General features: G+C 70.7%; 8 protein-coding genes, 1 pseudogene and 1 CRISPR repeat array. Of the genes and pseudogenes, 3 read left to right on the top strand and 6 right to left on the bottom strand.

Going from position 1 to position 12,982, the window contains the following annotated elements:
• Window positions 1-157 (bottom strand): annotated as a pseudogene (locus IE226_RS42745) (DDE-type integrase/transposase/recombinase); the annotation flags it as partial.
• A 703-nt stretch (window positions 158-860) separates the two neighbouring features.
• A complete protein-coding gene (locus tag IE226_RS42740) occupies window positions 861-2,210 on the bottom strand; it encodes a helix-turn-helix domain-containing protein (protein WP_190086936.1) in 1,350 nt (449 codons plus the stop codon).
• A 239-nt stretch (window positions 2,211-2,449) separates the two neighbouring features.
• Between IE226_RS42740 and IE226_RS42735 the strand changes: the two genes are divergently transcribed.
• From IE226_RS42735 to IE226_RS42725, 3 genes are read left to right on the top strand one after another with little or no spacing between them, the layout of a single operon-like run.
• Entirely contained in the window at window positions 2,450-3,175 is a 726-nt protein-coding gene (locus IE226_RS42735; protein WP_190086935.1) for an LbetaH domain-containing protein, read from the top strand.
• A gap of 5 nt (window positions 3,176-3,180) precedes the next feature.
• Window positions 3,181-4,491, top strand: a complete 1,311-nt coding sequence (locus IE226_RS42730; RefSeq protein ID WP_190086934.1) for a UDP-N-acetylglucosamine 1-carboxyvinyltransferase — start codon at window positions 3,181-3,183, stop codon at window positions 4,489-4,491.
• Window positions 4,491-5,528, top strand: a complete 1,038-nt coding sequence (locus tag IE226_RS42725; protein ID WP_190086933.1) for a serine hydrolase domain-containing protein — start codon at window positions 4,491-4,493, stop codon at window positions 5,526-5,528. The genes IE226_RS42730 and IE226_RS42725 overlap by 1 nt, the downstream gene beginning before the upstream one ends.
• Before the next feature lie 1,375 nt (window positions 5,529-6,903).
• On the opposite strand, the gene kilB is transcribed toward IE226_RS42725, so the two are convergent.
• The 4 genes from kilB to IE226_RS42710 all read right to left on the bottom strand — a co-directional run bounded on the left by kilB (window position 6,904) and on the right by IE226_RS42710 (window position 12,975).
• The gene (gene kilB / locus IE226_RS45550) at window positions 6,904-7,239 is read right to left on the bottom strand and encodes a plasmid transfer protein KilB (RefSeq protein WP_506417426.1); all 336 of its coding nucleotides are present in this window, start codon (window positions 7,237-7,239) and stop codon (window positions 6,904-6,906) included.
• A gap of 1,118 nt (window positions 7,240-8,357) precedes the next feature.
• Window positions 8,358-9,241: direct repeats of the CRISPR family, unit length 29 nt; unit sequence CTGCTCCCCGCGCGTGCGGGGATGGACCC.
• A 337-nt stretch (window positions 9,242-9,578) separates the two neighbouring features.
• Window positions 9,579-12,221, bottom strand: a complete 2,643-nt coding sequence (locus IE226_RS42720; RefSeq protein ID WP_229871956.1) for a type IV secretory system conjugative DNA transfer family protein — start codon at window positions 12,219-12,221, stop codon at window positions 9,579-9,581.
• The gene (locus tag IE226_RS44720) at window positions 12,197-12,853 is read right to left on the bottom strand and encodes a hypothetical protein (protein ID WP_229871955.1); all 657 of its coding nucleotides are present in this window, start codon (window positions 12,851-12,853) and stop codon (window positions 12,197-12,199) included. Before IE226_RS44720 ends, IE226_RS42720 begins: the two co-directional genes overlap by 25 nt.
• The gene (locus IE226_RS42710; RefSeq protein ID WP_373307120.1) at window positions 12,850-12,975 is read right to left on the bottom strand and encodes a hypothetical protein; all 126 of its coding nucleotides are present in this window, start codon (window positions 12,973-12,975) and stop codon (window positions 12,850-12,852) included. The genes IE226_RS44720 and IE226_RS42710 overlap by 4 nt, the downstream gene beginning before the upstream one ends.
• Window positions 12,976-12,982: the final 7 nt, after the last annotated feature.

Here is a 12,982-nt window from a genome sequence, read left to right as displayed (position 1 = left end):
GGTTGCAGAGGCCGGCGAAGGCCCTCGATCCGTACTGGGCCCCGTGGTCGGAGTGGAACACGGCACCGTCCAGGCCACCGCGCGTCGCAGCTGCCATCCGCAGTGCGTCGGCGACCAAACCGGTGCGCATGTGGTCGGCGATGGACCAGCCGACGACCTCGCTTCCTCCGGATCAATCAGATCCAGTATCAGCGTGTCCACCACTCAGGGGGAGGCCCCGCTCCCCGCGCGTGCGGGGATGGACCCGAGCTGGCCCGGGTACAGGGGCGCGTCGCCGACTGCTCCCCGCGCGTGCGGGGATGGACCCTCCACTACGACCGCAACGCTGTCCATGCCGCGCTGCTCCCCGCGCGTGCGGGGATGGACCCCACCCCCCGGAACCACCCCGGAACCACGGGGGCTGCTCCCCGCGCGTGCGGGGATGGACCCGACTACCGGGCTGCGCTGGCGGACGCCAGGTTCTGCTCCCGCGCACGCGAGGATGGACCCCATGCACGGGAATCTGCACGGCGAGGACGTGACTGCTCCCCGCGCACGCGGGGATAAACCCCGACCCTCGACGAGGTCCAGAAGCTCAGCCAGCTGCTCCCCGCGCGTGCGGGGAGGGACCCGGCCACGGCCCCAAGCCGGCGCGCACCACCGGCTGCTCCCCGCGTCTGTGGGGGTGGGCCCTGGGCTGCCGACGTCATCCGTACCCTGCCCCCGGCGCGTGCGGGGGGATGGGCTCCCGGCGACGGGCGTTGGCACGCATGTTCTGCCCGGGGTCCGAACTCTTCCTGGCTGCCTGCCCGGAGTGACAGGGCCCTTGGGTGCGGTGTACCGGCCGGGCCGGTCCTGTGACAGATCCGGCGTGTGTCGCTTCAGGCGAGGACACCGCTGCGTTCGGCCAGAGCGCGTAGCTCCATCGAGGTGGGCCCGGAGACCAGCAGGCTGGAGATCAGTGCTTTTGTTGCCGGACGGGCGTGGGTCTCCTGGGGGGCGCACTGTTCGGCGGCCAGCAGGGTGCGGACGCAGTCGCTGCGGCGGCCGAGACGGTCGTAGGTGACGGCGATGTCGCCGAGAGCGCGGGAGCGTCGTTCGACGCTGGGCAGTGCTTTCAGCGAGATCGTGCGGGCGGCCGCGAGCGCGGCCAGGGGGTCACCTGCGTGGTTTTCGGCGCTGATCCGGTGGAGTTGCACGGTGAGCGGGTTGAAGCCGCCGTGGTCGCGTAGCAGGGTGGCGCCGCCGAGTTCCCTGGCGATAGCGGCGGCCTCGTCGGTCAGTTCTCGCATTCCGTCCCGGTCACCCTTGCGCGCCAGGGTGTACGACGCGCTCTGGATCAAAAGCCCGCGTGCGGCTGTCCCGGTGCGTCCGGCGTTGCGCAGGTCGGGGTGGTCGGCGGCGGCCAGGGCGATCGAGAGGGCTTGGTGGTGCCATCCGGCTTTTCGGGCGAGGACGGCCAGCTGGCGGGCGGACTCGGCGACCGCGAGGGCCTCGCCGCCGGTCTCGGCGAGCTGGCGGGCGCGGTCGGCGGCCATCCACCCCAGCTGCTGCTCGTCCATTTTGACGAGCATGCGGGTGGCCAACAGGTAGCTCTTGGCGAGGAGCGCGCAGTGCTCCGGCCGGCTGTTGGTGGCTGTGAGTGCGTGGCCGGCGCGGATGAGTCGGGGCAGGCGTACGGCGAGACTGGCGTACCGGCAGGCGTTGAAGTCCGCTACCGCGCGGATGACGTTCTGCTCGAGCGGCTCGGACGGCACGGGCTCGGTGGTGAGGCCGAGCATGGCGTCGCGCAGACGGGCCACGATCAGCTCCCCGAGGAGGGCTTCATCCGCTGTGGCGGTGCCGTTGCCAAGGAGCGGTGAGCCGGCAGCCGCAGCGGCGGTGGCTGCCAGGCCACCGAGCAACTTCCTTCGCCGCAACAGATCCTCACCGTCCTCCCACCCGGGTCTTCCCAGCCTATGGGCGGGCATCCGGGGGAAGGCCGTAGATGCTCCGATCGGATGTCCGTGTCGGATTTCCGGCCGGGGCACCGGCGCGGTGAGGCCGAAGGCCTGGTGGGGGAGTTCGAGAGCCTCAGCGAAGCGCCGCAGGACATTGACGTCGGTCAGCAGGGAGATGCCCCGCTCGTACCGGGAGACCTGGGCCCCGGAGTACCCGGTGAGCTGCCCCAGTTCGGCGAGCGTGAGGCCCCTCGCCTGTCGGGTCTGCCGTATCAGCTCCCCGGGCTTCATATCGGCCCCGCGGGCCGCCCATGCTTCGCTGACCGCACCGGTACCTCGTTCCCGCCGATAGCCGAGGCTGCGCCGCTTCAACCATAGTCCCGGGACAGTGCGCCGAACAGGCCGTTTGCATCTCACACAAACGGCTTTGCAGGAAAGGCCGGTGCCCCTCACGAGGGGAGGCCCCTGGCGGTGACTGTGGAGAACGAGCGGCCCGCAGCCACGGGCCGACCTGATTCCGGGAGGTCCTGATGCAGTCCGCGCATCCCGTCGGCTCCACGGAGCCGACCACCGATGCCCGCCTCGTCCCCGGCTACTACTTCCGCCCCGAGGGCCTTGGTCCCTATGTAACCGGCCTGTTGAACGGGTGTTCGAGCGTCTTCGACATCAAGGCCGCGATGGCCGCCGACCTCGACCACGGGGCCGAGCGGGTTCGCCTTGGCCACGGTCTTGTCGAGGACGGCGCTCTGGTCCGGGGCGAAGTGATCATCCAGTCCGGGGCGCGGATTGAGGCGGGTGCCCGTGTGATGGGGCCGGTCCTGATCTGTACCGGTGCTGTCGTGGCGGCCGGCGCGCTGGTCCGCGACCACAGTGTGATCGGCCCCGGGTGCCGGGTCGGGTTCGGCGCGGAGGTCACCCGCAGCCTGCTCGCCGGACACGTCTACATGAAGCACCCCTGCTTCGTGGGTGACTCGGTGATCGGCTGCAGGGTCAACATCGGTTCGTTCTGCTCCACCACCGCACTGCGGTGCGACCGCGGCCCGCTCACGGAGCCGGCGTCGGAGGAGATCGCGGTCAATCTCGACGGGCAGCGCATCACCACCGGCCAGACGAAGTTCGGTGCGATCATCGGTGACGAGGTCGCGTTGCCCGCCGGCACCGTGCTTGCGCCGGGCACCCTGATCGGGCCGGGCACAGTGGTCTACCCCCGTGATCACGTCGGGGGCTTCCTGCCCGCCGGATCCCGGATCCGGTGACGGCCGTGGTCACCGCAGCCGGCCGCGACGTCATGGACACCGCCTTCGTACAGGTCACCGGCGGCCGCCCGCTGTCCGGCCGCGTTCCGGTCCAGGGCAGCAAGAACATCGCCCTGCACCTCTACGCCGCTGCCGCCCTCGCCGATGTCCCGGTCGTCTTGAGCGGGGTGCCGGACATCATCGACACCGTTGTGTGCGCGCAGATCCTGCGCCAGGCTGGATACCCCGTCACCTGTGACGACGGTGCTTTCACGGTGTCCCCGGCGGGCGTCATCTGCCCGGTCATCCATCCCGGGCTCGGCCATTGTGTCCGTACGACTGCGGTGCTGGCCGCGGCAGTGCTGGCCCGCACCGGTCAGGTGACCTTCCCCTACCCCGGCGGCGACGCGTTCTGCCCCCGGTTCATCGACCGTCACCTTGCCGCCATGCGGGCCGCCGGCGCCGAGGTCATCGCGGGTGACACGGGCGTTCGTGCCGTGTGCGGTGCACGCGGGGTGAGAACGTTCACCGTGGACGTGAACACGCCGTACGGGCCGAGCCTCGGAGCGACGGTGTCCGCGATGTTGCTGGCTGCCCGCGCCCGCGGCACCAGTTTGATCACCCGCCCGTCCATCGAGCCGGAAGTCACCGAGACCGCCCGCTTCCTCGCCGAACGTGGTGTCCTCGTCCACTTCGATGCGCAAGGACTGCACGTGTCGGGAAGTGACTGGATCACCGGCGGCACCTTCCAGGTGGCCGGGGACCGGATCGAGGCGGCCACCATGGTCATGGCTGCCACCGCGACCGGCGGCAGCGTCCGCCTCGACAACATCACCGCCGCCGGCTTCCCCGACGGCCTCACCCGTGTCCTCGCCGCGGCGGGCGTCGTGCTGAGCGCCACCCCAAGCGGTGGCGTGCGAGCTGAACTGCACCGGCCCCTCGGGGCAGTTGAGGCGGTGACCGGGCCGCACCCTGGTCTGCCCACCGACACCGCACCGCAGCTCGCCGCGATGCTCACCCAAGGGGAGGGGACCTCGCTCATCAGCGAGCGCGTCTATCCCCGCCGCGACACTCACGTGCCGGGCCTGCGCGCGTTCGGCGCCGACATCAGGGCCGATGGTCCGGTAATCCGTGTCCGCGGGCCCGTACGGCTGCACGGAGCGCAGGCGGACGCTGCGGACATCCGTGCGGTGACCGCACTACTGATCGCCGCCCTCGCTGCCGACGGCACCTCTACGATCCGGGGGACGTTCCACCTCCGGCGCGGCTACAGCCACCTGTTGCTCAACCTTGCCACGCTGGGAGCCGCGATCACGACCGTCCCCGGAGGCCCCTGATGCCCGTGCCGTTCACCGCCGATGACACCACCCGCCTCTGGGACACCTTCGACCAAGTCGTCGCCGACGGCGCCGCCCCCGGCGGCGTCCTCGCCTACGGCACCACCGCCACCAGCCCCCAGTTCCTCAACGCCGGCAAGGTCGCCCCCGAGTGCGGCGACGCCGAACCTGGCCGGGACACGCTCTACGACATCGCCTCGCTGACCAAGGTCATCGCCACCTGGCCCCTGCTCGGCCAGGCTCTGGAGGCCGGGCTGCTCGACCTCGACGCCCCGATCCGCGACTTCCTGCCGCCGATGAACGGCGAGACACCCAGCGGGGAGGCGACCGTGCGCCGGCTGATCGCCCACACCTCCGGACTCCGCGCCTCCACGCGCCTCGACCACTACCGCGGCTCCGGCCTTCTCCTGCACGAACTGCTGTGCCGCGAGCCCCTCGAAGACAGCCCCGGCCGGCACCGGTACATCAACCGCGGCTACATCTTGCTCGGCCTTGCTCTCTCCCACATCCACGGCCGCCCCCTCGACCAGCTCGCCGAGGCCCTGTGGCAGACGCTGGGGATGGACGCCACGGTGTACGGACCGGTCGCCCGCACGCCCAAGGTCGCACCGACCGAGCAACGCATCCCCGGCGCCCCACGGATCTGGGGGGCACCGCACGACGACAACGCGGGCCTGCTCGGCGGCATCGCCGGCCACGCCGGCGTCTTCTCCACCCCCGCCGACCTCGCCGTATACGCTCAGCGGCTCCTGGCCGCGCACGCGGACGGCGATAGGCACGGACTGGGCGAGTGGCTGCACGCCAGCCTCGTCCCCCAAGCCCCGATCGAGCCCGGCCTGGACCGCGGCCTGTCCTGGATCCTCGCAGTCGGCGGACGAGTCGCCTACCACCACGGATTCACCGGCACCAGCCTCTACCTCGCCCCGGACACCGGCCGCTACCTCGTAATCTGCACCAACGCGATCTACGGCGGAAACGCCCGCACCAAGATCGCACCGCTGCGGGCCCTCGCTCTCAAGACGATCTCCGCCACCTGACGAACGAATGCACCCCATCAAGGAGCTACCGGCCGCCCACACCGCGCACCGACCCGGCGGATGCGCCAACCGGTTCCTCACCCACACCGGCTTCGCCGCCCGGCCGGACTTCGTCCATGCCGTGCGCGATCACCCCGCGCTTGTCGACGGAGACAACAACTGCCCCGCGAACGCCCGGAAGGATCCGCGGCATCGTCCGCAGTCTGGTGGGGGAGCGGTCAGCGCACAGCGGCTCCGCTTGCATTCGGACGAGGTCCGCTCGGCGGCCCGGCGTGTAGTTGTCCCTCTGCGACCGCCCTGTTGGGCGGTAAACGAATGGAGCTCTTCGGTCGGCGCCTTCCCGGCCATTGATCATCCGCTGCTCGTGCTCGGGACGACAACGATTTTGCGAAGACGGTTCAGTGACATTGCGGCGCCCTGACGTAGCGTCGTCACAACCGGTTGGTTGATTTGTCCGATTCTTTGAAAGTTACTCAGAACGGCTTTCGCTGCCGGTAAACGCACAGGTTAGTGAGACTGCTTCCCCGCGCACGCGGGGATGGACCCGGGTACGCGAAACCGAGGCTGCGCGCGATGAGCTGCTCCCCGCGCGCGCGGGGATGAACCCCGAAAGGCCCTCGTTGCGGAGCTCGGCAACTGCTGCTCCCGCGCACACGGGGATGGACCCACGACGGGCGCCGACAAGGTCGTCACCGTGAACTGCTCCCCGCACGTGCGGGGATGGACCCGAGGCCCGCGGAGTCGATGACTGCTCCGCCAGCTGCTCCCCGCGCGTGCGGGGATGGACCCGGGCCCTGGGACGGCACCCACACCGACTGGGGCTGCTCCCCGCGCGTGCGGGGATGGACCCAGGCCCTGGGACGGCACCCACACCGACTGGGCCTGCTCCCCGCGCACGCGGGGATGGACCCCACACGAGGGCTGACCACGTCTGCGCCGACGTCTGTTCCCTGCGCACGCGAGGATGGACCCCGAGCTCAGAACCACCCTGCGAGGCTGGGGACGTTGCTCCCCGCGCGTGCGGGAATGGGCTGGAGGTGCTGTCCGGCGAAGACGTCCTGGAGGTGGGGGCCGTGGATCAGCACGGGGCCGACGGTGCGTCCGTCGACGGTGAATGAGCTGTAGTGGCCGCCGACGCCAGTACGGGTTGGCCCGGCGGCTTCGACGCCGCAGCCGCCGGAGTAGTTACCGCTGACGACAGTGCACCACCGCTCCGCCCGCAGACCTGGTACGACCTGCCAGGTGATGCTGGGGATGCGGACGTTGTTCCGGTTTGAGTTCCACGCGGCGGAGCCGTGTGCGCACCCGCCCAACAGTCATGCCGGTTGCGGGACAACCTCCGGGCGTGCATGATCCGTTGTGTTGAGGTGCTGACCTATGGGGCGATTTGCTCCTCTGCGGCTTGCACGAAGTCCGTAATAGCCTGATGGACGGCATCACTTCGAGATTCACGTTCCCGCTCGTCAGCTGCTCTGTGGATGTATTTCACCTGGCCCAGCGCGTCTTCGGCTAGCTGTACGAGGCCTGGATTACGTGCGAGGAGCCGTACCCGAAACAGTTCTTGACGTGCGACGTAACGAAGTCGGTGATATTCGAGTCGCGCCGCAACGGCCTCGGGGCTCTCCGGAGACTCGTCCTGACGATGCCACCGATCGAGGGATCCACGCTGATAGGTGGCCAGTGCGGCGGCGAAGGTGCTGTAGGCGGCAATGCGTTCTTACAGGAACAAATGCTCCCGAGCGAACGACTCTCCGCGCTGACTGATACTCCGCTGAATGACATAGCTCAGCGCTACGCCCAGTAGCGTACCGATCACTGCGACGATGCTCGTGAGGATGCTGGCCACACCTACAGGGCAGCACGACTTCTCGCCGCTTGAGAAGAGAGAGCGCATCGGTCTTTGCGAGTAGCGATCTTGATAGACGCGTGGGGATGGAACCGTGGTGGGCCCGGCCGCGACGGACTACCGAGCCTGCTCCCCGCGCGTGCGGGGATGGACCCTGGTTCTTCAGCCACGAACCCATGGCCTTGATCTGCTCCCCGCGCGTGCGGGGATGGACCCACGCCGCACCCGTACGACCCCGAGGTCGAGCCCTGCTCCCCGCGCGTGCGGGGATGGACCCTGGACATGCAGGGGCTCCCGTAACAAGGGCGTCTGCTCCCCGCTCACGCGGGGATGGCCCGAAGGGAAGATCAGCATCGAACGTCACGCTGCCTGCTCCCCGCGCGTGCGGGGATGGACCCTCTTCGTAGAGAGGCGAATCCGTCGACTTGGGCTGCTCCCAGCGCACGCGGGGATGGACCCACGGCGGCACCGCCGCCCGCCTGCTGATGAGTCTGCTTCTCGCGCGCGGGATGGCCCCAGCGCCCCGGCATCCAGTCGATGCGTGGGCCCGACTGCTCCCCGCATGCGTGGGATGGGCTCGCGCCCTCGACCAGGCTCGGAGATCGCCCGGCTGTTCCCCTTCCTGCGGGGGTACGCCTGGGGGGAGGTTTCCGCGCCTTCCGCGCCGACGGTGAGTGCTCCGTTGCCTGGCCGCCCCGGGTCTGGATGCTTGTCGGTCGTACGGGTGATCTTGTGGTGGGTGGGGGGAGTGGCCGGGTTGTCTGGCCCTGGAGAGCCGTTGTGCGTCGGTGCTTTGGGGTCGCCGTCGTGTCTGGCTGGTTCTGCCGCTCGGCGTGCGGGTGTCGTGAGAGAAGTACATGCAGGTGGGGTTGGTGTGCGTAGGCTACGTCTGCTGTTTCGTCCAGCCGGGTGGTGGAATTGTCCGATTCTTTGAAAGTTGCTCAGAACGGTTCCTTCTGCTGGTAAACGGCGAGGTCAGCGAGACTGCTCCCCGCGCGTGCGGGGATGGACCCCAGGCGCCGGGCACGCTCGCGACGGTGTCGACCTGCTCCCCGCGCGTGCGGGGATGGACCCCCCCGGATATCTGTGAGGCACGTTCCTGAACACTGCTCCCCGCGCGTGCGGGGATGGACCCTCACCGCGTTCCAGGCGCTCGGCAAGATCAGGCTGCTCCCCGCGCGTGCGGGGATGGACCCCGACGCCGACAATGCAGCCCACGCCACCGCCCCTGCTCCCCGCGCGTGCGGGGATGGACCCATGCGCACGATCGCGATCCCGTCCTGGGCGGCCTGCTCCCCGCGCGTGCGGGGATGGACCGGGGGCAGGTTGTCGATCGGCCACCAGCGGGCGCTGCTCCCCGCGCGTGCGGGGATGGACCCAGCCTCGGCAATGTCCCAGATGGCCATGAAGGCTGCTCCCCGCGCGTGCGGGGATGGACCCGGACAGGCGGAGGCCGCGTAGACGAGGGCAAACTGCTCCCCGCGCGTGCGGGGATGGACCCCGGGCTGCTTCGTGCCGGGCGTTGAACGCGGCCTGCTCCCCGCGCGTGCGGGGATGGACCCGCCTCGAGGACCGCCGTGTTCTGTCCGTCCTGCTGCTCCCCGCGCGTGCGGGGATGGACCCCGACGCACCCCGCTGAAGGGGGCGGGGGTCGGCTGCTCCCCGCGCGTGCGGGGATGGACCCGCGATCCCCATCGGCGTCCGGTCCTGCTCCTGCTGCTCCCCGCGCGTGCGGGGATGGACCCGACACCGGGATAGGTCACCTCGTCATTTCCGACTGCTCCCCGCGCGTGCGGGGATGGACCCGGGTTCTCCACCGAGATGAAGGACAACCTGCGCTGCTCCCCGCGCACGCGGGGGTGGGCCCCGCCGCCTTCATGCGGGCCGGGCACGCTGGCCCTGCTCCCTGCTCCCTGCTCCCTGCTCCCTGCTCCCTGCGCTTGCGGGGAGGGGCTTGGGGCAGGCGGCGCTGTTCTTGACCGTCGTCTGCTGCCTGCAGATGCGGAGAGGGGCCGCCGTGGCCCACGACGGTGTCGACGAACGGGGCTGCAGGGCGTAGCGGAGTGGGGAGTTGGGTGGTGGTGGTCATACGGTGCCGGGTGAGGGCGGCCTGCCGGTTGCCGGGGCAGGGTCTTGGCCGTGCTGGGGGTGAATGCGGCGGCGGTCGGGCTGCTCTGTGGCGCGTCCCGCGGCGGTCGGCGGGGTCATTGGTAGTCCCTTGTTTCGGTGAGGGTGGCGGCGCCGGGGGCGGCCGGGGTGCGATCGCTGAGGAAGCCGCGTACGCGTTGCAGCTGGCCTGCGGCGGTGGCGGTGAGCTGGTGGAGGGGGAGCGCTCGGGCGTTGCGGTCGGCGGCCTGTTCCAGCGCGGCGGTGTGGCTCCGGTGCGGGCGGTGCTGTTCGGCGAAGACCTCCTCCAGGTGGGGGCCGTGGATCAGCACGGGGCCCACCGGGCGTCCGTTGACGGTGAAGGAGCTGTAGTGGTCGTACTGGTCGAGGCCGGCGACCTGCGCGGGGCTGGGCCGCTCTCCCCATTCCTCGGTGATCGCGGTGACAGAGGCCCTGGACCCGCGGGAGGTGGAGAGGGTGGAGGCGTTCTGCACCAGGGACTGCCGGACCGCAGTGGGCAGGCGGGACAGCAGTTGGGTCAGCGCATGCAGCTGGATCTGGTATTTGCGGAAGTCTTCGAACATGGAGGCGATGGAGTCGCCTCCCGCGCTGGCCAGGGTGATGAGTTCGTCGAAGTAGCCGCGGAAGGGCACCCGGTCTGGGGCGGGGGTGTCGGCGCGGGAGCGTCCGGCGCGCAGCAGATCGCGGTTGATCAGAGAGACGACCAGGCGGTCGGTGGGTCCGTTGCCCGCTGTGGACACCCACACGATCATCTGCCGGTCCATGGCGTGGCGGATGTTGTAGGCGCCTTGGGGCTGGCCCAGGAAAGCATGGGAGATCGGATTGGTGGCCAGCCGGGACAGCGGGTTGATCAGGACGTTGAAGGCGTCGGGCGGAAAGGTGGGGAAGGTGCTGGTCCACCAGGCCCGTGTCTCCTCGCCCAGGACGTTTCCGAGGGCCTTGAGCATCTGGTTGCGGAAGTCGGTGTCGGTGAGCAGGGCTCTTACGTGGAAGAGGGTGGCCTGGTCTGCGGCGCGGTCGGCCCGGCAGGCCAGATCGTTGTACGCGGTCAGTACCGTCAGCGCCTCGGTGAAAATCGCGATGGCCCTGGGTGCGTTGGCGTCGTCCCAGCCGAAGGCGGTGGCGAAGGAGTCGACGACGTCCTCGACGACCTCATAGCCCTGGCGGCCTTGGTGGTGCATGCCGATGGGATTCCAGGAGCTGACCGCGGGGTTGGGTCCCCGCCCCTTGCCCCGCAGGTCGATCCGCATGATCCGGTCCATGATCGGCTGGTGGGCGAGGAAGGGGGCGACACGCTGCCAGGAGTCGTGGTGGGGGTCGATGAACAGCAGGCCGCCGCCGGCGTGCGCGTAGCCGACCGCCTGCGCGGCTGCCCGCTCGGTCTTGCCGCCGCCGGCCTTGCCCACACTGATCTCGAAGAGCGTTTGCTCGGCCCGGGTGGCGACCAGGCGCCGCCGCCCGTCCGGCGTGCGATACCAGCCCTGCAGCAGCAGGCCCGGATCACCGTGGACGAACGTGGGCAGGTCGACCGGCAGCAGCGGCATCCGGCACCACACGGTGGGCGGCTTGAGCAGCCCCAAAAGTTCCTCCAGGCGCAGCCAGTTGGCGGCCGGTGGCAGGCACTGCCCGGTGCGCCAGCGCAGATCAAAGCGCCGGCGGTGCGGCCAGCGGTCGGCTCCCAGGCGCCACGGCCCGATCCGCAGACCCTTCATCGCCCACCGGGCGGAGCCGCCGAATACATCGAGGCCGGCCTGCACGCGGGCGAGGCGGGCTTCGGCGCGGCCCTCGATGTCGGAGGCGCAGCGCACCAGGATCTGCACGCGCACCAGGTGGCTGTCCTCGGCGAGCTTGCCCAGTGCCTCGATGCGGTCGACGCGTACCGGCGGCGCCGACATCACCAGACGCCCGCCCCCGCCGCCGGGCCCGGTGTCGCGGCCGGGTGTGACCAGTTGCCGCAGCTGCCCGGTGAAGGAGTCGTCGCCCCGCGTGCTGTCGCGGCTCATCCACCGCGCGGTACGCCCCGCTTCGCGCTGCTCGCTACGGCGCGCCTGGTGCATCAGATGCCAGCGCCGCTGCCGCAGCGCCCATTTGGGGGCGCGCTGCAGGTCGACACAGATCTCGGCGACGTCCCCGAGATCGGCACGCAGATCGCCGACGGCATCCACCAGCGGCTGCAGCGGGTCGGGCTGGAGCGGTACCTCCCGCAGGGAGGCGACGGGGTTGCCGCGCAGGATGAATTCCGCGCGTACCTCGTGGGCGCGCGGCTTGTCCTTCAGCGGCTTCGCCTTGGTCACGCGTACGCCCGGCCCGAAGGGGGTGGTGGTCAGCAGCCGCTCGGCGCCGGCCGGGCCTTCGAGCCGGTAGGCGAAGGGGGAGTGGCTGTCGGAGCGCATACGGATCCGTACGCTCTTCGCGCGGCGCGGTGCCCACCAGGGCAGCGCCGTGCATGCCCGGGTCAGTTCCACACCACGCCGGAAGATCTCTTCGTGGCCGGGGTCGAAGTGCCGGGCCGGGGTGAACTCCAGGGCCATGCGCTCTTGGGAGGCTGCGGCGGCCAGGCGGCGCACCAGGTACGCGCCGGCCGCGGAGGCCACCGCCAGGACGAGGGCGAACAGAAACCAGTGGGCGGCCAGCCACCGCAGCACGTCCGCCGTGCCCGCAACGGCCGTGGGGCCGGGCGGGAGGGCCAGGTTGGTCAGGGTGGGGGCAGCGGGGTCCACGGGCCGTCTCCTTTCGTTCGGCGGAAGTAGAGGTCGGTGATGCGGTTGTCGGTGTAGGTGCCGCCGCGGTCGGCGGCGGCCCACACCAGGTGCACTACCGCCCGGCCGGGCCGGGTGTCTTTGCGGGCGATGGCGGCCTGGATGCGCAGCCGGCTGAACGCGGGCGCCACCGCGGTATCCGGCCGGTTGCCGAAGACGGCGGGGAAGCGGTCGCGGCCGGCCCCGGTGGCATCGGCGCGCAGCAACGCCGCACCTTCCCGGCGCAGTTGCTGCTCTAGGGCCGGGGGCAGGTCGGCGGGCCAGGCCTCCTCCAACAGGTGCTGGATCTGGCGGTCCGCGGCCCGGCCCTCCCCTCGGACCGGCAGCATCGAAGCCGACGGCTTCGACGGCGAAGGTGTGGGGGAGGAGTCGGGACGCGGGCTGCGAGCACGCGCCGCCGGGTCGCCGGGAGGCTGGGCTGCCGCAGTGTCCTGCGGCCCCGGGTGGGCCGGGGCTCGCCCGCCGGTCGCGACGGGTGGCGGCGGGTCGGTGGCCAGGAGCAGGTAGCCGCATGCGGCCAGGGCCAGGGTGGCGGCCAGCAGCAGCCACGGGGCACCGGGCCGTGAACGGGGTTCGGCAGGTGTCGGCTTCACAGGATTCTGGCCCCTCCCGCGAAGCCGGACATGGCATCCACCGGGTCGAGGCGGACCTTGGTGCCGGGCCGGGCCGCGTTGATCATCTGCCCGCCTCCCACGTAGATGCCGACGTGGTAGATCGTCGAG

Origin of the sequence: Streptomyces longisporoflavus, assembly GCF_014649775.1 — a bacterium.
GTDB lineage: Bacteria > Actinomycetota > Actinomycetes > Streptomycetales > Streptomycetaceae > Streptomyces > Streptomyces longisporoflavus.
Note: the sequence above shows the minus strand (reverse complement) of the source record. Positions and strands in the feature narration are given on the sequence as shown.

Excerpts from the sequence above, each read along its gene's own strand:
- IE226_RS42725 (WP_190086933.1), top strand. The coding sequence starts at position 4,491 with ATGCCCGTGCCGTTCACCGCCGATGACACCACCCGCCTCTGGGACACC.
- IE226_RS42735 (WP_190086935.1), top strand. The coding sequence starts at position 2,450 with ATGCAGTCCGCGCATCCCGTCGGCTCCACGGAGCCGACCACCGATGCC.
- IE226_RS42740 (WP_190086936.1), bottom strand. The coding sequence starts at position 2,210 with ATGAAGCCCGGGGAGCTGATACGGCAGACCCGACAGGCGAGGGGCCTC.